Genomic DNA, 19,656 nt, shown 5'->3' with positions numbered 1-19,656 from the left:
CTTCGAAGCCTTCCTCTACATGAACCACGTGCTGCAAGGAGATGCCATCAAAACAGCCATCGAGGCACATCGCCGGGATATGCCCTACTGCATGGGAACGCTCTTCTGGCAACACAACGACTGCTGGCCCGTGGCTTCCTGGGCAAGCCGCGACTACTACGGTCGCTGGAAAGCGCAGCATTACTTTGCCCGCAAGGCTTACCGTGACATCCTCGTTTCTCCCATCACCGACGAAGACGAAGTATTGAACATCCAGGTGGTTTCCGACCGCCTCAAATCCTGCAACGGCACGCTCCAGGTAGAAGTTATGAAACTGACAGGAGAGAAAGTGAACAGTTACAAACGAAATATAAAGATAGACGCCAACAGTAGCCAGACGGTATTCTCGGTTCCTTTGGGTGAAGCCTTAAAAAATACACCTAAAGAAGATGTATTCGTTCATGCCGTCCTGCTGACCGACAAAGGGAAAAACAGTTATGCCAATAACTACTTCCTCGTGAAACAGAAAGAAGTGAACTATCCCAAAGCTGCTATCACTTCGAGCATAGAGCCCATCGAAGGCGGTTTCGAACTGACCCTCAACAGCGACAACTTTGCCCGTGCCGTATTCATAACCATCGGCGATGTGGACAGTTCATTTAGCGACAATTACTTCGATATATTGCCCGGCGGTTCTGTGAAAGTGAATGTCTATACCGATTTACCGCAGCCTGCATTTAAAAAACAATTAAAAGTTATTTCCCTAAGCGACGAATACTAATCCATTCGTACTTTTCCATTCGCATATTCCGCATCGCTTAATTCTCCCTGGCTTCCCAATCGCCATCACCCGTATTCAGGTGATGATGATTGGGAAGCTTTTTCATTGTAAGGAATTAAGAACGCGGTATTCGCTCATTGATACAAGCATTGAAAGAAGATCGATTGGCTACTTTATATTTTTTTCTACCTAATCTTACTTGTTATTATTGCCTAATAGAAATTCGGTTTACTATAGTATATCTTTTGAATAACTATAGTAAACCGAAAAGTAACAAACGAATCATATCCTAATAGGTAACAGAATGTATTAGGAAACTTATTTCACCTCCACATTCTCAGGCATCTGATACATGTCCGGCAGATCGCTACTGAAGAAAGTAAGCTCATTAGCATGGAACTTAATGAAATCCGCCTCAGAAGCATGCCCCTTGAATACAGAGAAATAATGCATGTCCGATTCATTGCCTCCGACAAACTTATTGCGCCACATCACAATCATGCTGACTTTGCGCCCAGTTGCAGGAGTAAGTATCTGCTTACTCCAATAATCCTTATCAGTAAATCCTTCGACACCGGTTTCCGTCACTCCGCAAGGCTTCTTCTTTTTCTTCGATAATTCGGAAATAGTCTTTAGATTGGAAGAGAAAGTGGCAGGATTCAGACCGTGGTAGCAATCCATACCTATAAAATCGACATACTCATCACCCGGCCAACGGAAAAGGAAGTCCTCTTCACGCTTCACGGAATCCATCTGCGGGGAAATGGCATAGACAAACTGGTGTATACCTTTTGTATCACGGAGATAATTGACTGTAAACTTCCAGAGACCGATAAACTCCGCCTCCGTAGTGCAACTTTTTCCCCACCATGACCAAGTCTGTGTATGCTCATGGAAAGGACGGAAAATAACAGGGATCGGCTTCCCCTGATCATCTTTCAATTCACCGGCAAATGTAGCAAGACGGTCAAGCCAGGTCTTAAACTTAGCCTGTACGGCACTTCCGTCTTCCAAAATCCCACGTACGACTTCGGCACTTGAATTATCCCACGAATCACCTCCGGTCAAAGGATTATTCAGGTGGCAGCATGCAATAATTACCTCCCCACGGCGACGTGCCTCAAGAATACAGCGTTTGCGAACAGCGTTAGCCTCATTCCCCTCGCAGCGATCATCCATAATCTCCGCAAAATCTACACTGAATACAGCCGGATAATCTCCGCATACCTCCTTCGTATCGGAATTGCCCGAAACATCATACCATTTACGGCCATAGAACAAATCATCATGGTGTCCAAACATGAACCCGGTTTGCTGTATATCCCATAGACGGGCATACAAAGCCTTAGTTTCGGCTGTTGCACTTTTATCTACCATACTCAGTTCGACAGTTTCGGTACCCGGCGGTTCGGGTGCAGAATCATCATTATCTTTAGAGCAGGACGAACAGCCCAACAAGGCGATAAAGATTGCCATATATACTTTTTTCATAACTATCTTATTATTGAATATCAGTTAATAACTGGAACGTCTGTGCCTTCAAGATCGTTTTATACGTTCCTTTCAAATGAAATCCCGTTTCCTGGGGAACAGGAAATCCATCGGCATCCTTGGGTTGAAGATTTTCCTCATATTTATAAAGGGAGGCATTCTCCATCGGACGGGGTAAAGTGAGCTGCACAGATTTATCTTTCTCTCCCACATTCACCATAGCCACCGACAATTTGCCCTGGTAAGTACCTGCCACCACATAGACATCTTTATCTTCCGAAGCTACAGCAGTATGCAATATATCCGTTCCGGCAGGAAAATAACGGCACATCAGCGACCAGGTATAGAACCAGGGCCGTATCTGTTCTTCATCGGGTTTATTAAATACTTCCTCTCCCAGAATATTCCACATACCCCATATCTTAACATCTTCCGTCTTTCCGGAATCTCCGCTGCTATGCATTGCATCATCCAGCATCCACACAGCCATACCCGAATATCCTCCGTTCATCACTTCCATGGCAAGCAACGGCATATCGAGGCCATAGAAATAGTCGTAACAGAGCATATTGCAGTCACTCCCTTTAGTGAAAGGATGCCCTTCGACCCGGCGGTTATATTCTGCCATCAACAAAGAATCAGCATCACGCCAATACTTATAACCGGCCTCACCCAAAACAATCTTTTTCCCCTCGGGAACATGACGTTTATAGCGGGAAAGAATTTCAGGATATTGTCCGGTACGCACTTCATTCTGACCCGGATAAGCATGGACATCGTACAATCCGATAATGGAGTCAGCATCCAGTGCCGTTTGTTTCACCCACCCCTCGGCATCATAGGCAGAAGCCTCATTCTTGTAATCGGCTACTACATCCGGCCCTGCAAGCATCACCTTTTCCGTCAGCCCGGGATACTCTTTCATTTTCCGGTGAAAACGGAAAAGCATTTGTTTCCACATTTCATAATCACCATTGGTAGATGCCCAGTTTCCATCAGGCTCGTTGAAGATTACAAAATACTTGATACAGGAGAAACCAAGGTCATTCACCAGATAATTAAGATAGTCGACGGACATATCCACCCATTTCTGATCCTGCTTCATATCCCAGGTAGGCGGATTGTATTCACCGTACATGACGGTTATCCCCCGCTCGGTACAATACCTCAAGAGTCGGGAAATGGAAGCTATATTCCGCGTTTTATCATACGTGCCTGTTGCGGAATCATAATAGCGATAGGGGCTGTTTATCATGCAACGTATATACTGCGGCTTCATAAAGTCGAGTCGTTTGCAGAGTGTTTCCCAGTCTTTATCAGAGATAGAAGCACCCCAAGCTTCAGCCTCATCATAGGGATCCCACTCGGCACCATTGCCGATATATCCGGCATTCGTCACTTCCGGTGAGACCGTAATTTCCACCACTTCTTGCGAGGTGCAAGCTGATACGAGCCATAACAGCATGCAACTTAAAATCATATTTATCTTCATCATAATCTTATTATGAACGGTTATCAATTAATAATCGAAATTCGTATATACCACCAGAGACTCTCCGGGCATTTGGAATGCCTCGCCTTTGGCCGGGCACAATGTCACCCCCTGGCGATGGGGTAATAATCGGCAATCACCTTCTTTCTGTAACTGGCCCTCGGCATACAAGTACTGTTTCACACCTTTCAATACGGGGAGAGAAGTACTTTTAAGCAATACAGATTTCTCTTCCCTGGAAACATTGACCACGGCAATCATATATTTACCGTCTTTTTCCACAGCAATCGCCTTAAGAGACTTGTCTCCTTCCACCTCAACCTTATAAGCACGCGAACCGGCAGGCATATAGCGCGTCAGCAACGACCAGGCATAAAACCAGGGACGCACTTCCTCTTCTTCCGTACCGAAATACTCTTCGCCAAAGATATTCCAAAATCCCCATACCTTCAGTTTATCAGGTGCTTCTTTCGCATGCATGGCATCATCGAGCATCCACACCACCGAACCGGAATATCCGGCGTTTACTGTCTGGAAAAGAGCATCTGCCATGTCGGTACCATACATGAAATCATAAACAAACATTTGAGAATCATCCATCGAAGCATAAAGCTTTGCCGCTGCCCTACGAAGGTTTTCACGCTGATAAACAGAATCGGCAGGTTCCACAAACTTAAATCCGATCTCACCCATCACGATTTTCCGACCTGCCGGAACAGCTTGTTTGTAGGCACGGATAATGTCAGTATACTCCCCGCTGTTCACCGTTATTTTGGAAGGATAGGTATGGATATCATAAAGGCCAATCTCATCTTTCAGATGCGTAGCACAACTATCCACCCACCAGGCCTCATCAGCCGTCCAGATTGCAGCATCAGGCCCCACAACCGAAAGTTTACCTGCAAGTTTGTTCTTCTGCAATTCTCCATAGAAGAAGCGGATGGCACGTGCCCAAAGGGAGTATTTTCCGTCCGTTGAAGACCAGTAGCCATTCGGCTCATTCACCAGATTGTAATATTTAATACAGGAATACCCTTTTTCCTCTATCAGAAAACGAACATATTCGGCAGCAGCGGAAAGATTCTTTTCATGGATCACCTCTTTCCGGGCATCTACCATTCCCCCACCCCAGTCACCGAACATTACTGTCACATCACGCGATTGGCAGTAATCCAATATATGAGACAAATGCTCCAAGCCACGTTCGGGATAAAGAACTCCATCCTGCATTACCGATGTAGTGTTGGTCATGACACGTATAAACTGAGGGCGCATAAAGTCCAGACGGTCATACATCTTCTTCCAGTCGGCTTCGGAAATGTCCAAACGTCCTTTTCCGTAATCCAATTGATAAGGGTCCCACTGAGCACCGTTACCGATGTAACCTTCATTGATAATCTGTTTCGCATCTACAGAAACAACAGTCTGTGAAGCGGCATAGCCGCCCCACAGAAAGAAAACAGAGAGTATAGCAAACCGTTTCATAGGATATATCAACGTTTGGAGACAGAGATCCAGTAACGGCGCACTTTCTTGACAAACTTGTCATAGTCACTGTAAATATTCGTCCAGTCATCCGTACCACTCAGGTTGAAGGCAAAGGCATTCCGCTCGATAGTCATGCTTAGTCCGTTACCCAGGTCTTCTGTTCCGGCAGCCACTAAAGAACCCGTAGTCTTCCGGCCCTCTTTATCTGTAAAAGTAATCGTATTCGCTGCATAATCGCGTACCCATGTACTTTCACCTTCAGGAATCTGGCGATAGAACTTCTTCAAGTCAATATCTACACCGGGATTCTCTTTGTTACCATCACCCAGGAAAATGAAATCAGCATATTTTCCATCAGCTCCCGCATCATTGATACAGATACCGCTTGTATTGCCCTCATCCGTCACTCCGGTCATTGTAAAAGTAAGCACATTGTCGCACTCAGCCTGCGGACCATACGTTTCCGACCAGCACCAGGGCTTGTCCGTCAATTGCATCACGGCACCTCCACCATATTCCGGCCCGGTACCACCATAAATAGTCAATTTCTTTACATCCCAGGTACCTACAAGAGTTTCCGTAAATTCGGATACGGTAATCGTATAATTACGTGTTTCTCCGGTAGCGGAAGTAACAGTGATTGACGCACTCCTCGAACCATTCTCAAAATTCAAGGCATCTCCTACCTCTAAGGAAGCTTCCGCCTGATAGGAGAGTTGTAGCTTTTTCAGCCTGATGTTCGACAAATCGGGTACGGCATCAACATTGATAGCCAGGTTTATATCTCCCGTAGCAGCATCCACAGTCTCAATAAGGGCAGTTCCCATCTGATTTTCAAATTGTATATCCAGTATGGTACGTTCATGATTCCAGCCACCATCATTGATGTCATCCTGCAAATCTTTCACACATGCCTGCTGGGTCAACACAATGCAGGCAAGCAAAATGTATTTCGTTAGTTTTACCATAATCTTACTTCTTTTTAAGGTCTGAGACTTCCATTCAAATTTATTTCAGCCTGCGGTATCGGATAGAAAGTCACCTGATCTTCCGAAAGCCCGGCTGCCTCGGGAACATCTGTCGTAATCCGGTTCCATCGGCGCAAATCATAGACATGATCGCCTTCAAAGGCAAGTTCAAAAGTTCTCTCTTTCAGTATTTCCCTGCGGAATTCATCTTTCCCCAGATTCGGCTTCATATCTCCCAAACCGGCACGGCTACGAATGAAGTTTACCAGTTCATAGGCCTTAGCCGTAGGACCTGCCGCCTCTGCATAAATAAGCGCCACATCAGAGAAACGGAGCAAGAAAGGCCGGGTACTGGTCTTGTCACCTTCAAACTTCGGGTCTATATATTTGCGACAGAACGGATAAGGAATCTTTCCGGGATATTCTCCCAGCAGCGTACCATCTGCCTTGTAGACTTTATCAACAATAAGTTCTGTTTTGCGCTTATCACTTGCATCAAAAGTATTGTAAAAAGCAACCGTGGTCTGATATTCGCCCCAACCGTCATGAGTGGGGATATACTCATCCTTGTCCCCCTGTTTCAGATACAGAGTGGCTCCGTCTATATAAGGAATAAACATCTTGGATATTTTAGAGTATTGCCCTTCGGAAGAACCGCTCCGGTCCATCGCCATGATAAAGATATGCTCTTTGCCGCGTGCTTTCTCAACGTCATAAATATCAAGCAGCGAGCTCTCGAAGCCATATACTGACTGCTTTTCAATCACTTCACCTGCAAAATATGCAGCACTGTCGTACATGACTGTTGCATCGCGGTGCATATCACGATAGAGTTTCACCCCATGTTCTTTAGCCGACGCCACATACAAGTATGCCTTTGCAGCCAGGGCCTGCGCAGCCACCCGGTCGGCACGCCCTATCTTAGGAGTTTCATAAACAGGCAGTAACTCTGCAGCCCGGCGACAATCCGAAAGAATCAGGTCGTACATGGCATCCATATCAGGCGCAAGCGCGGTTGAAGTTTGATCCACCGTTTCCACTACTGATTTGTGCAAAGGAACAAGGCCGAAGTTACGCACCAGGTTAAAGTAATTCCAGGCGCGGAGGAAATAAGCCTCACCCAGAAAAAGGTCTTTTTGCTCTTGGCTGAAGCCTGCATCCGGCACTTTTTTAATGACGGCATTGGCACGGTTCACACCGATGAAGGCATACTTGAAGAAATTCTCCAACGAACCGTTTGTTTTAAAGTTACCCACTTTCCAGTTATTCAGGTCCTGATTGTCGGCACTTGCATCCGACTTGGTCGTCATGGTTTCACTTGCCATATCACCCAAAAAGAAAATGGTTCTGGAATATTCCAGGTAGTTCAGCGTGCCGTACGCATACATAACTGCGGCCTCTGCATCGGCTGCCGTCTTGAAGAAATTATCTTCAGAATAGAACCCGTAAGGAGTCTCATCCAGATTGCATGCTCCCAATGCCAGGGTTCCGGCAAGCAGTGATATTACAATTCTATTTTTCATATTGTATCAGTTATTTAGAAGGTTAAGTCAAGTCCGAAAGTCCATTTACGCAAACGGGGATATCCGCCGCTATAAACTCCATCCAACCCTACTTCGGGGTCGTATCCCTTGAACTTGGTGAAAGTGTATAAATTAGAAGCATTCATATAGATACGCGCTTTAGAAAGGAATGACTTTTTCGGTAAGTCAAACGTATAGCCTATATTCAGATTCTGAACACGCAGGAACGATCCGTCCTCTATCCACCAATCAGAAATCTTCACCTGACGACCGTCGCGTAAGCTCGGATATTTATTTGTCGGATTATCGGGTGTCCAGCGTAATGGAGAGTTACTGGGCTCACCGAATGCCTTCGTATTCAACACGTCCTGACCAAATACCCCGTTAAAGAATACGCTCACATCAAACTTCTTCCAAGACAGGTTCAACGCCAAACTGGCTGTAAAGTCCGGATTAGGATCACCTATAATGGTCTTATCCGCTTCCGATATTTCGCTGTCTCCATTCAGATTCATGTATTTGAACTCTCCGGGGTTAGCATAATCGCCGGACAAACCGGCATCGATTCCTTCATTCAGGGTCTGGACAATACCATCCACTTTATATCCATAGAACACATTTACCGGTTGACCGATAGCCAGTATATTGGTATAGTCGCGATATTGCTCAAGACTATTGCCCGAATACTCAAAGAGCATCCCCGTCATCGGGTCGGTAACCAAACCGGATTCCAAAGTGTTACCCAAGTCTTTCACTTTATTGCGGTTGCGCGAGTAAATCAGGGTTCCGCTCAACTGCCAGTCTTTCGTTTGCAGGATATCGGCATCTACCGTTACTTCAAAACCACGGTTCTGGATTTTACCATCATTCACCCACATCTTGTCATATCCCGAAGACAGAGCCAGATTACGTTCACGAAGTAAGTCGCTGGTCTGTTTATCATAATAGTCAAAAGAAACTCTCAGACGACGGTTGAGAAATGCCATGTCGATACCAAAATCTGCTTGTGCAGTTGTTTCCCACTTCAAATCAGGGTTCGGAATACCACTCCATACCCGGTAAATCCATCCCGGACCTGTCCAGCCGGAAACATATCCCGGACCGATGGTAGTAGCCCAACTGCCATCATTATAATACTTATCCGTACCGTAACGGCTTAAAGTCTGATAAGGACTGATTCCCTGATTACCGGAAATACCATAGCTGAAACGGAATTTCAACTCATCAAATACATTCAGATTCTTAATGAACGATTCTTCATGCGCTTTCCAGCTAACAGCTCCTGAAGGGAACATAGCCCACTTGTTATTCTTACCGAATTTAGAGGAACCATCGGCACGAGCCGTCAAGGTCAGCAGATACTTATTATCGTATACATAGTTCAGACGAAACATTCCTGAAACGAGTTTATTATCCGAATATCCATTCCATATTTCATTCTTCTCCGGATTTCCGGCACCCATATTCTCATTGCCCAATGCTTCGTTCACAAAATCCTTACCTGTCAGACCGGAACTTCTGGACATATAGTATTCATAAGAATAACCCACCATGGCACCAATGTCATGCTTGTCGAATTTCTTCTGGAAGTTGGCGAAAGTTTCAGAAACCAGATTGTGTCCCTCCCAGTTCTCTATCTCTGCCTGACCGTTGCTGAATTCTCCGGCTTCGGTATATTTCTTCGGATAGTATCTGTCGGATACGGACTTGCCAAACTTATAGTTCAATTGGGAAGTCAGTTTCAGGAAAGGGAAGAGTTGCCATTCCAACGCTACGGAAGAAATGACATCCAAAGACTTGGTTTCATTCTTCTGCAAGTCTGTAATCGCCATCGGATGGCTGAAGTCACTTGCATTGGTCAGATAATAGTCCCCGTTTTCGTCATAAACCGGATAAATAGGGTTTCTCCAGTACGACAAGCCACCATTGGCATTGCGCACACCGCGGGAAAGGATATTGGAAAAGCGTACTTTGAAGTTATCATATATATTATGATCTACACTCAAATTGTATCCACCTTTTGTGTAGTCATCTTTTATATACATACCATTATCTGTATAGAAATTAGCGCTAAGATTGAAAACAGTCCGGTCATTGGAACTGGAAATCGTAGCAGTGGTATTATTGGAAACCGGAGTGTCACGGAATACCAGATCATCCCAACGGGTATTGGTAGTCCAGGTAGTTTGCAGTTCTTCTACCGATGGATAGTAAACACCGGTGGAACTTACTTTTCCCACATAAAGCGGATCAAGCCCTCCATTGATGCGCGACTCGTTGTTTAAGGAAGCCATCAATACGGGGTCGCGCCACAAATCAAGTTTCGTATCAAACTGCGAAAGGGTAATCTGCTGGCGAACCGTTATGTTGGTAGTTCCTGTCTTTGCACGCTTTGTTGTAATCATAATAACACCGTTCGCACCGCGGGAGCCATAAATAGCAGAGGCTGAAGCATCTTTCAGGATTTCCATATTCACGATATCCGACGGATTGATCTGCTTCAGATCTCCGGCATCTCCCAACGGAAAGCCATCTACTACCACCAGTGGAGCATTGGAACCACGCAACGAACTACCACCACGGATACGCACCGTAGCGCCGGCTCCCGGGTCCTGTGAAGAATTGATGACCTGCAGACCGGCTGCACGTCCCTGTAACAATCCTTCCACCGAATTGGCGGGGATTTCTTTCAAGGCTTCCGTCTTGACGGACGTAACCGAACCTGTAACGTCGCTCTTCTTCACACTACCGTAGCCTATCACCACTACCTGCTCCAGTTGAAGTGCATCGTCAAGCAGAGTTACATTGATCGTACTCTTTCCATTGACGGGCACTTCCTTATTTTGCATACCTACATAAGAAAACACCAATGTTGCCGTACGCGGCACATCTTTCAATATATAATTACCATCGATATCGGTAATCGTTCCGCCGGATATTCCTTTGACTTGCACAGTAGCGCCAATCAGGAAGTCTCCTGCTGCATCCTTTACACAACCGGCAACTGTCATTTTATCCGGTGACTGTGCATAAGAAACGGGAATGTTACTAAAGAACATGCATAATGCCATTATCTGCCAAGACAAAAATACATGCCACCAACTTTTTGATTCATTTTTCATACTTATCAAGAATTAAAGAACACACACATTTTACATTCATAGAATTCTATTTTTCATTAGCTATATCATGATAGGACAAAAGTAGGAGGATTATGAATGACAGCATTTATATTACTTGTTCAATGATTGTACTTTTTTGAACGTTTTTCCGGCTATAATCCACACCCTGCTACCGTTTTATTTGCAAGAGGTATCAATTATCGCATTTACATGGGATAACTATAAGAGATCAATAACAAAAGGGGATTTAGTGCAATCTACAGCTATCAGAAAGTAGATAATCAAGTAATTCATCAACGGCGCAAGTAGCTACACAGACATATTTATCGGCACTGCCATAGTATACGAAGAGTTCGCCGTCCACAATTACATTTCCTGTAGGAAATACACAACCATTATACAGACCGGACGTTTCAAAATCCAGTTCCGGTTCAAGTATAGGTTGAGGAGTTTTAGCCAGGATGCGCAGCGGATTTTCCAGGTCAAGCAGCAGAGCGCCAACACGATAGTATCCCCGTCCGCCATGCTCCACACCATGATACAGCACCAGCCAACCCTTTTCCGTTTTAAGCGGAGGAGTACTTCCGCCCAACTTTTCCTCCCATGAGTTCTCGGTTCCGGTAATCAGCAAATGGCTTTCCTTGTCCTCCCAATTCAACAGATCATCCGAGAACTTCATCCAGATGGATGGATAATCCACGCCATACTCACCGCCTATGTATTCTTTAGGACGATGCAGCATCACATACTTTCCCTGAACTTTTTCCGGGAAAAGAATAACATCCCTGTCGTCCAATACCGGAGAGGTCAGACGTCCCAGTCTCTTAAACTCACGGAAATCAGTAGTAACAGCCAACCCCGTATTACCCAGATTTTTACGGAGAGCCATAGGAGCATCACTACCGCAATCCGGCAACAACACTTCATCATGGCTGAAGTTCCAATATTGCCCCGGTGCATACGGACGATAGGCATAAGTGATGTAATACTCCGTATCATACTTCACAATGCGGGGATCTTCCACACAACCCGAATCAGGACCATCCTCACTGGGACCGAACACCGGAACATCGGATACACGCTCAAAGTGGAATCCGTCTTTACTGGTGGCCAATCCTAAACGGATCACATGTTCGGCATCATTTCCCGCAGCTCTGTACAGCATATAGAACGTACCATTGTCATAAACCACTCCGGGATTGCAGGTTACCAACGATTCCCAATCATTCGAATCCAACGGGGAAAGTATCGGATTTCCCTCAAACTTCTTTAATTTCATCTTCTTATTTCTTTATAATTATATAACAATCAACTGAATATAATCCATATCAATACACTCAACACCAACAGGACAATCGCCCATGAATGATAATTCTTGTACCACACCAGAGCACGGTTCGCCCGGAACTCCGCCTTCAGTTCACGCATGGAGAAGGTGGTATCCACAAGCTTCTCGGCAACCGGTTTCGAATAGCACATACTGACCAGATAAATAACGATCCCGCTCACCGCCAACAAGAAAGGAACAATCAACAGGAAGTGCATATCGCCAAATATTTCATTCTTATAGAAAAGCATCACAACCGCTATAGCCAAACCACTGAGCAGTCCGGCAAAAGCACCATTTCCATTCACACGCTTATTAAACACACCTAGCAGAAATGCCGCAACAACAGGCGGAGCAATGTAAGAAAGCATCTCCTGATAATACTTCAGCAACGAACCGAACTTCCCGATCTGAGGTGCCCATAAGGCGGCCGCAACAATAATGACGCAAGAGGTTATCTTTCCGATAATCACGAGTTTCTGGGAACTGGCATTCTTATTATATTGCGCATAGAAGTCCATTGTGAACAGTGTAGACGTAGAGTTAAGAATAGCGCTCAAAGTAGAAGTCAAAGCAGACAAAAGCGCTGCCAGCATGATACCCAACAATCCCACCGGTATCAGTTGAAGCACCATATTGGGATATACCATATCCGGCTTTTCAAGCCCCGGAAACAAATGACGGGCAATCACACCCGGTATGGCAATGATAAAAAGAGTCAGCATAGTAAGGAAACCCGTAAACAATACACCCTTACGTCCCTCATCCACTGACTTTGAGCTCAATACACGCTGCACCAACGTCTGGTTATTTGCCCAGAAATAGATGCCCAGAACCGGCATACCCACTATCAGCCCCAGCCAGGGAGTGGCCGTATCCGTCAACGGACGAATCAGCTTCACCGATATATCGCCACTGGCAAACAACTGATAGAAATAATCCCCGCCTTGCTGGAAACAGTAGAAAGTCAGCAAGATAGATCCTAATATAAGAATGACAGCCTGTATCAATTCCGCATTAATGGCAGAAGACAAACCACCCGGGATAGTATAAGATGCAGCAATAATCGCAAACACAATAATGATCAGTTGCAAATCAGCATCGGGAAGTATCAGCTTAATAATCAGCGCAGCAGCATACAAAGCCCCGGCTGCGTCCAGGAAAATGTTTCCTATGATGCAAATGGCAGAGAAGTAATAGCGCGAACGGCGGTCAAAACGCTTCTCCAGAAATTCCGGTATCGTGAATATACCCGACTTAATATAAAGAGGTAGCAGGAAAACTGCAAAGAACACCATTACCACAATACCCGTCAGGTTATAATTAAACACAGCGATACCCGTGTGATAAGCATCACCGGACTGACCTATCAAAGTGGTACTTGAAATACTGGCAGCAAACAGCGACAACCCCACTACCCACCAAGGCATTGAGCGTCCCGCCAAAAAATAGGATTGGGAGTCTGAGCTCTTACCATTCTTCAGCCCCCACCAGATGATAAAGGCCAAATAAACAAGGACTATTACAAGATCTAAATTGCTTATTGAAAATGTCTCCATAGCATAGAAATTAATTGTTTTGAATTCATGCTGCAAAAATAGAGGGGATTCTGATAATTCGCTTATAATATTCTGTCTATTGATTATACTTTTTTGAATACCTGACTGTATTTTCATTAGAATTCGTAGCTTTGCAAGAGAGAAACAACTACGACCATGAAAGACATACAAAAAGAAATCACTCCCATTGCCGCGGATGACCTGTTCATTGTACTCAATCATCCGAACGCCAAGTTCGACTATCCGGTACACTATCATCCGGACTATGAAATCAATTTGGTTATGGACACCTACGGAAGCCGCATCGTTGGAGATTCGGTAGAGGCTTTCGAAGCCCTGGACCTCATCATGATAGGTCCCAACCTTCCACACGCCTGGAAAGGAGAAGTAGTAGAAGGAAACCATGTGATTACCATCCAGTTCTCGGACAAGCTACTGAACTTTCCGATATTGGAAAAACGCTTATTCAACCCCATCAAGCAACTGCTGCTTGAATCACAACGGGGCATTGGCTTTTCCAGACAAACCCAACTGGTGATAAAAGATAAGATTATCAAGCTGACCCGGATGCAGGGATTTCATACGGTATTGGAATTTTTCTCTATCCTGCATGAGCTTTCTATTGCCGACCGCCATATCTTAGTCAGCAACCAATATGATACCAAAGACACCGTACGCACTTCCAAAAGCCGACGGATAGCCAAAGTCTGCGACTATATCGAGAAAAACTTTGAAGAGCCGATTAAGCTGGGCGACGTGGCGCAACTGGTAAACATGTCCGAATCTGCATTCAGCCATTTCTTCAAAAAAAAGACGAATTGCACATTCATTGATTATATCACGAACCTGCGGATAGCCCGCGCTTGCCAGCTATTGGCAGAAACAACCCACACGGTAGCCGAGATCTGCTACACTTGCGGCTTCAATAACTTATCTAATTTTATAAGGATATTCAAGAAGAAGAAAGGGAGTACACCGCAAGAATACCGTATGTTCTTGCAACAGATGCTTATTAAGTATTAACCTCAAGGTTATACCATACCATATCCATCTCTTATCCCGGATATGCAAAAGATGCCATCTTTCGTTGCAAAAGGTGGCATCTTTCACTGTAAAAGATGGCATCTTTTGATGTAATAGATGCCATCTTTTGCATATAAGGTCTTAGTGTTGTTCAGGACATCCCTTAACTATCGGGTTGCTTTCAATGCTTCATCCAGATCAATACCTAAAGCTTTGGCTACGCCTGTACCGTAGGCCGGATCAGCTTTGTAGCAGTTGCGCACATGGCGTTGCTTAATGAAGAGTTCGGCATCACCCATGGCACGGGCTGTATTTTCGCACGTCAGTTGCTGATCTTCAGCAGACATCAGTCGGAAAAGATCACCCGGCTGGCTGTAGTAATCATCATCGTACTCACGCTCATTGTAGTTATAAACGTCGCCATGAACTTTCAAAGGCGGTTCTTTCTTCTCGGGAGAGTCCTGCCATTCACCGTAGCTGTTGGGCTCGTAGCTCTTGGCACTGCCGTAATTACCGTCTACACGCATGGCGCCGTCACGATGGTAAGCATGGAACGGGCAACGGGGCTTGTTTACCGGAATCTGTTCCGCATTCACTCCCAAGCGGTAACGTTGTGCATCACCATAAGAGAAAAGGCGTCCCTGCAACATTTTGTCGGGAGAGAAACCGATACCTTCCACTATATTCTGCGGATTGAAAGCAGCTTGCTCTACTTCGGCAAAGTAGTTTTCCGGGTTACGGTTCAGTTCCAGGATACCTACATCCTGAAGCGGGAAATCTTTGTGCGGCCATACCTTTGTAAGGTCGAACGGATTGATGCGGTATTCGTCCGCCTGCTCTTCCGTCATCAGCTGTATCTGGAATTGCCACTTCGGGAAGTCACCCTTTTCGATGCTCTCGTACAAGTCGCGTTGGTGCGATTCACGATCCTTGGCAATGATAGCCTCGGCCTCCTGGTCGGTCAGATTCTTGATGCCTTGCAGGGTGCGCAGATGGAACTTCACCCAAATACGTTCGTTGGCGGCATTGAAAAAGCTATAAGTATGACTACCGAAACCATGCATATGGCGATAGGAATAAGGAATACCACGGGGACTCATCGTGATGGTCACCTGATGCAAAGCTTCGGGCAGCAGGGTCCAGAAATCCCAGTTATTGTTCGGACTGCGCATATTGGTGCGCGGGTCACGTTTTACGGCATGGTTCAAATCGGGAAATTTCAACGGATCGCGCAGGAAGAATACAGGAGTATTATTTCCCACTAAATCCCAGTTGCCTTCTTCTGTATAGAACTTCATGGCAAAACCACGGATATCACGTTCAGCATCAGCAGCTCCCCGTTCACCGGCTACGGTGGAGAAACGCACGAAGCACTCCGTCTTCTTACCAACTTCGCTGAAGATGGCAGCACGGGTGTACTTTGTGATGTCATGTGTTACGGTAAACGTACCGTATGCGCCGGAACCTTTGGCATGCATACGTCTTTCGGGAATCACTTCACGGTCGAAGTGTGCAAGTTTTTCCAAAAACCAGGGGTCTTGCATCATGATAGGACCACGTTGTCCTGCGGTCTGAGTGTTTTGATTGTCGGCGATCAGGCGCCCGTTGGCAGAAGTGAGTTTTTTCTTTTCCATGGTATTTTTGTTTAGATAATTAATATATGGAACAAATGTAAGGATTCGTAAGTTCATTACAAACTGATAAATTCTATGAGGAAATAGACAAAATCTATGTATTCGCACGGAATGGCTAATCCGGTGGGAATTCGTACCTTTGCAGGCAAAGAAAAAAAGGCATGAAGTATATATATTATTTTCTACTTGTTCTCTGGTTTATCCCCGCATCCGCACAAAAAAGTGAAACGGCAAGATATCTGGAAAGCATCGGACTGGTGAATATTGCCGAAGCAGACAGTAGCATCATCGTAGACCTGATGTATACCCGGGCGGATAATTTCACGGGAAAGGTGCTATACGAAGACCTGCATGAGGCGTACCTGCATCCCGATGCCATGAAAGGACTGCTACTGGCGCAACAGGAACTGAAAAAGCGATACCCCGGCCGTCGCCTCATCGTGTATGATGCCGCCCGCCCGATGAGTGTGCAGCAGAAAATGTGGAATGTAGTGAAAGGCACCTCCAAGTATATCTATGTTTCCAATCCTGCACGTGGTGGCGGACTGCACAACTACGGTCTGGCAGTAGACATCAGCATACTGGATGAAGCGGGAAATCCCCTGCCGATGGGTACGGAAGTAGACCACCTCGGTCCCGAAGCTCACATCACGAATGAAGCCGCACTGGTGCAAAGCGGAAAAATGACAAAGCAGGAACAGGCGAACCGGCAACTGCTGCGGAGCGTCATGCGTACCGCAGGTTTTCGCGCATTGCCCAGCGAGTGGTGGCATTTTAACTGGTGCAGCCGACAGGAAGCTAAACAAAAATACAAGGTTATACCATAAAGTTCCTTATATTCCTTTATATTTGTGCAGACAAACCGGGTAAGAACTTCATACCATGCAACTATGAAACAAGCTCTCAAACTTATACTTTCCACCCTGTTCGGTGCATGCATCGGCTTCGGTGCAGTGGTGCTTTGCATTACATTCTTTACGGAAACCACATTAAGTGAATTCTTCGGGAATATGGGAAACATACAGTTGAGCAGACTCTTGCTTTCCTGTATCTTATCATTGACTTGTCTCATCCTTGCCGTTTTTGTACAAATCATTCTCCACGAAGGCGGGCATCTGATCTTCGGACTTGCCACCGGTTACCGGTTCGTTTCTTTTCGGGTAGGTAGCCTTACACTGATAAAAGAAAAAGGAAAGTTCCGTTTCAAACGCTTCTCCATCTCCGGCACGGGCGGACAATGCCTGCTCTCTCCACCGGATAAGCCTTACGAACAGTTGCCTTATTTCTGGTATAATGCAGGCGGAGTATTGATGAATCTGCTGACGGCAATCCTTGCACTTGTTCTTTGGGTTGCCTATCCCGAGATACCGCTACCTTTACATTTATTCCTTCTATTCTCCTTTATCTGCGGCTTCTTCCTGGCACTGATGAACGGTATTCCATTGAAGATGTCGGGCATCACGAATGATGCCTACAACCTGATATTGATGCACCGGGACCTGAATACCCGGAAGTATCTGGCATTACAGTTAGCCGTCAACGCTGAAGTTCAGAAAGGCGTAAGACTGAAAGACATGCCGGACGAATGGTTTCCGAACGATGAAGTGACAGATTACAGGAATATCATGCAGGTTGCCGTTAAACTGCTCTATATTTCGCGTTATGTAGACCGGAAAGAATTTGAAACCGCACACGTCCTGTTTAGCGAAATTGAGCGGCATAAAGAGGAAATTGTCGGACTATACGTAAAAGAAATCGAGTGTGAACTCCTGTTCCTCGAACTGATAGGTGAACGGAGAAAAGAAGAAATAGAGCGGCTTTATACAGATAAGATAAAGAGATACATCCAACGGTATAAGATTATGATGTCTTCCAAACAACGCTTGCTGTGTGCTCTTGCCTTGTATTGGGAGAATCAGCCGGAACGGGCGAAAGAGATTTATGAAAAAGTAGCGCGCAAGCGGGATAAGTATTTGCTGCAAGGCGAGGTTAACTCTGATCTGGATATTATGGAGACGATGCTCCGGGAGGCACAAGTACAGGTCTAAGTGAAGCCACCATTATTTTCTTTGCATTATTACTTTATAATAATTATCTTTGCATAATCATCATAAAGTAAAGAAGCCATGCTAATCATCCGAAACCCTTTCATTATAAACGGATACATATCCCCTGCCTATTTCTGTGACAGGAAAGCGGAGAGTGAGATGCTTATCCGGCAAATTACCAATGGTAATAATACCGCGTTAATCTCAACGCGAAGAATGGGTAAGACAGGATTGATACGTCATTGCTTCCAGAGTAAAGAAATTCAAAAGACATATTACACATTCTTTATTGATATATATGCGACCAAATCTCTGCGTGAATTTGTGTTTGCTCTCAGCAAAGAAATTATCGAGTCATTGAAGTCCTCGGGCAAGAAAACGATACAGACTTTCTGGGAAACGATGAAGTCACTGCAAACCAGTCTAACATTCGACTTCAATGGTACCCCTTCATTCAATTTAGGCTTGGGAGACATCCAATCTCCGGACGCTACGCTGGATGAAATATTCCATTATCTGGAACAGGCGAACAAGCCCTGCATCGTAGCCATCGACGAATTCCAGCAAATCACAAATTATGCGGAAGACAATGTGGAAGCTATCCTGCGCACTTACGTGCAACATTGCAACAATGCCCATTTCATCTTTGCCGGAAGCCAGAGGCACATTATGGGCAATATATTTCTGACAGCCTCACGCCCTTTCTATCAGAGTGTATCGATGATGCATCTGGAAAGTATTCCTTTAGAGGAATACATCAAATTTGCTCAGAAACACTTCAAAGAAGCAGAGAAGAACATATCCAAAGAAGCTATCGAACAGATATATCAATATTTCGAAGGCATCACCTGGTATATGCAGAAAGTATTGCATACCCTGTATGACATGACGCCTGTTCATGAGGTCGCAGATGTTTCGATGGTTGAGGAAGCCATCTGTCAAATCATAGGCTCATTCCAATATACCTACTCCGAAACCCTTTTCCGGATGCCCGAGAAACAAAAAGAACTGCTCATTGCCATTACCAAAGAAGGGAAAGCAAGTGCCATCACTTCCGGTGCATTTATCAAGAAATATAGATTGCCATCTTCCAGCTCTGTACAATCGGCATTAAAAGGACTGTTGGAGAAGGATTTTGTCACACAAGAGGCGGGAGCTTATCAGATTTACGACCGTTTCTTCGGATTATGGCTTCAAAGAAACTACTAAACGACAAGGTTT

Annotated in this window: 14 protein-coding genes; 5 read left to right on the top strand and 9 right to left on the bottom strand. The window is 45.2% G+C overall.

Annotation, left to right across the window (positions count from 1 at the left end):
- On the top strand, nt 1-760 hold a 760-nt coding region (locus BACCELL_RS10085), incomplete at its 5' end, for a glycoside hydrolase family 2 protein (protein ID WP_007211652.1).
- Between the two features lie 318 nt (nt 761-1,078).
- On the opposite strand, the gene BACCELL_RS10080 is transcribed toward BACCELL_RS10085, so the two are convergent.
- The 8 genes from BACCELL_RS10080 to BACCELL_RS10045 form a co-directional block, all read right to left on the bottom strand.
- On the bottom strand, nt 1,079-2,251 hold the full coding sequence (locus tag BACCELL_RS10080; RefSeq protein WP_007211650.1) for a glycoside hydrolase family 26 protein: 1,173 nt from the start codon (nt 2,249-2,251) through the stop codon (nt 1,079-1,081).
- Nucleotides 2,252-2,261: 10 nt separating this feature from the next.
- Nucleotides 2,262-3,746, bottom strand: coding sequence for a hypothetical protein (locus BACCELL_RS10075; RefSeq protein ID WP_007211649.1), 1,485 nt, complete (start codon nt 3,744-3,746; stop codon nt 2,262-2,264).
- Between the two features lie 24 nt (nt 3,747-3,770).
- Entirely contained in the window at nt 3,771-5,228 is a 1,458-nt protein-coding gene (locus tag BACCELL_RS10070; protein ID WP_007211648.1) for a hypothetical protein, read from the bottom strand.
- A gap of 8 nt (nt 5,229-5,236) precedes the next feature.
- Nucleotides 5,237-6,199, bottom strand: coding sequence for a hypothetical protein (locus BACCELL_RS10065; RefSeq protein ID WP_007211647.1), 963 nt, complete (start codon nt 6,197-6,199; stop codon nt 5,237-5,239).
- A gap of 14 nt (nt 6,200-6,213) precedes the next feature.
- Nucleotides 6,214-7,722 (bottom strand): RagB/SusD family nutrient uptake outer membrane protein, encoded by a 1,509-nt coding sequence (locus BACCELL_RS10060; protein WP_007211646.1) that lies wholly within the window; start codon nt 7,720-7,722, stop codon nt 6,214-6,216.
- A 14-nt stretch (nt 7,723-7,736) separates the two neighbouring features.
- Nucleotides 7,737-10,844 (bottom strand): SusC/RagA family TonB-linked outer membrane protein, encoded by a 3,108-nt coding sequence (locus BACCELL_RS10055; RefSeq protein WP_007211645.1) that lies wholly within the window; start codon nt 10,842-10,844, stop codon nt 7,737-7,739.
- Between the two features lie 247 nt (nt 10,845-11,091).
- Nucleotides 11,092-12,123 (bottom strand): glycoside hydrolase family 130 protein, encoded by a 1,032-nt coding sequence (locus BACCELL_RS10050; protein ID WP_007211644.1) that lies wholly within the window; start codon nt 12,121-12,123, stop codon nt 11,092-11,094.
- Between the two features lie 29 nt (nt 12,124-12,152).
- Nucleotides 12,153-13,730: a sodium:solute symporter gene (locus BACCELL_RS10045; protein ID WP_044153766.1), complete on the bottom strand. Its 1,578-nt coding sequence runs from the start codon at nt 13,728-13,730 to the stop codon at nt 12,153-12,155.
- Between the two features lie 156 nt (nt 13,731-13,886).
- On the opposite strand from BACCELL_RS10045, the gene BACCELL_RS10040 reads away from it, so the two are divergent.
- On the top strand, nt 13,887-14,753 hold the full coding sequence (locus BACCELL_RS10040; protein ID WP_007211642.1) for an AraC family transcriptional regulator: 867 nt from the start codon (nt 13,887-13,889) through the stop codon (nt 14,751-14,753).
- A gap of 167 nt (nt 14,754-14,920) precedes the next feature.
- Here BACCELL_RS10040 and BACCELL_RS10035 read toward each other — a convergent pair whose 3' ends face one another.
- A complete protein-coding gene (locus BACCELL_RS10035) occupies nt 14,921-16,387 on the bottom strand; it encodes a catalase (RefSeq protein WP_007219164.1) in 1,467 nt (488 codons plus the stop codon).
- 161 nt (nt 16,388-16,548) lie between these two features.
- On the opposite strand from BACCELL_RS10035, the gene BACCELL_RS10030 reads away from it, so the two are divergent.
- From BACCELL_RS10030 to BACCELL_RS10020, 3 genes are all read left to right on the top strand, one after another.
- Nucleotides 16,549-17,214 carry a M15 family metallopeptidase gene (locus BACCELL_RS10030; RefSeq protein WP_007211640.1) on the top strand — a complete coding sequence of 222 codons (666 nt, stop codon included), beginning with the start codon at nt 16,549-16,551 and terminating at the stop codon, nt 17,212-17,214.
- Between the two features lie 63 nt (nt 17,215-17,277).
- On the top strand, nt 17,278-18,435 hold the full coding sequence (locus BACCELL_RS10025) for a zinc metalloprotease (protein ID WP_007211639.1): 1,158 nt from the start codon (nt 17,278-17,280) through the stop codon (nt 18,433-18,435).
- A gap of 78 nt (nt 18,436-18,513) precedes the next feature.
- Nucleotides 18,514-19,644, top strand: coding sequence for an AAA family ATPase (locus BACCELL_RS10020; RefSeq protein ID WP_007211638.1), 1,131 nt, complete (start codon nt 18,514-18,516; stop codon nt 19,642-19,644).
- Nucleotides 19,645-19,656: the final 12 nt, after the last annotated feature.

It is taken from the genome of Bacteroides cellulosilyticus DSM 14838 (assembly GCF_000158035.1).
GTDB classification, from domain to species: Bacteria; Bacteroidota; Bacteroidia; order Bacteroidales; family Bacteroidaceae; genus Bacteroides; species Bacteroides cellulosilyticus.
Note: the sequence above shows the minus strand (reverse complement) of the source record. Positions and strands in the feature narration are given on the sequence as shown.

Bases quoted from the DNA above. Each gene is read 5' to 3' on its own strand.
- BACCELL_RS10080 (WP_007211650.1), bottom strand. From the start codon at position 2,251: ATGAAAAAAGTATATATGGCAATCTTTATCGCCTTGTTGGGCTGTTCG.
- BACCELL_RS10075 (WP_007211649.1), bottom strand. From the start codon at position 3,746: ATGATGAAGATAAATATGATTTTAAGTTGCATGCTGTTATGGCTCGTA.
- BACCELL_RS10070 (WP_007211648.1), bottom strand. From the start codon at position 5,228: ATGAAACGGTTTGCTATACTCTCTGTTTTCTTTCTGTGGGGCGGCTAT.
- BACCELL_RS10065 (WP_007211647.1), bottom strand. From the start codon at position 6,199: ATGGTAAAACTAACGAAATACATTTTGCTTGCCTGCATTGTGTTGACC.
- BACCELL_RS10060 (WP_007211646.1), bottom strand. From the start codon at position 7,722: ATGAAAAATAGAATTGTAATATCACTGCTTGCCGGAACCCTGGCATTG.
- BACCELL_RS10055 (WP_007211645.1), bottom strand. From the start codon at position 10,844: ATGAAAAATGAATCAAAAAGTTGGTGGCATGTATTTTTGTCTTGGCAG.
- BACCELL_RS10050 (WP_007211644.1), bottom strand. From the start codon at position 12,123: ATGAAATTAAAGAAGTTTGAGGGAAATCCGATACTTTCCCCGTTGGAT.
- BACCELL_RS10045 (WP_044153766.1), bottom strand. From the start codon at position 13,730: ATGGAGACATTTTCAATAAGCAATTTAGATCTTGTAATAGTCCTTGTT.
- BACCELL_RS10040 (WP_007211642.1), top strand. From the start codon at position 13,887: ATGAAAGACATACAAAAAGAAATCACTCCCATTGCCGCGGATGACCTG.
- BACCELL_RS10035 (WP_007219164.1), bottom strand. From the start codon at position 16,387: ATGGAAAAGAAAAAACTCACTTCTGCCAACGGGCGCCTGATCGCCGAC.
- BACCELL_RS10030 (WP_007211640.1), top strand. From the start codon at position 16,549: ATGAAGTATATATATTATTTTCTACTTGTTCTCTGGTTTATCCCCGCA.
- BACCELL_RS10025 (WP_007211639.1), top strand. From the start codon at position 17,278: ATGAAACAAGCTCTCAAACTTATACTTTCCACCCTGTTCGGTGCATGC.
- BACCELL_RS10020 (WP_007211638.1), top strand. From the start codon at position 18,514: ATGCTAATCATCCGAAACCCTTTCATTATAAACGGATACATATCCCCT.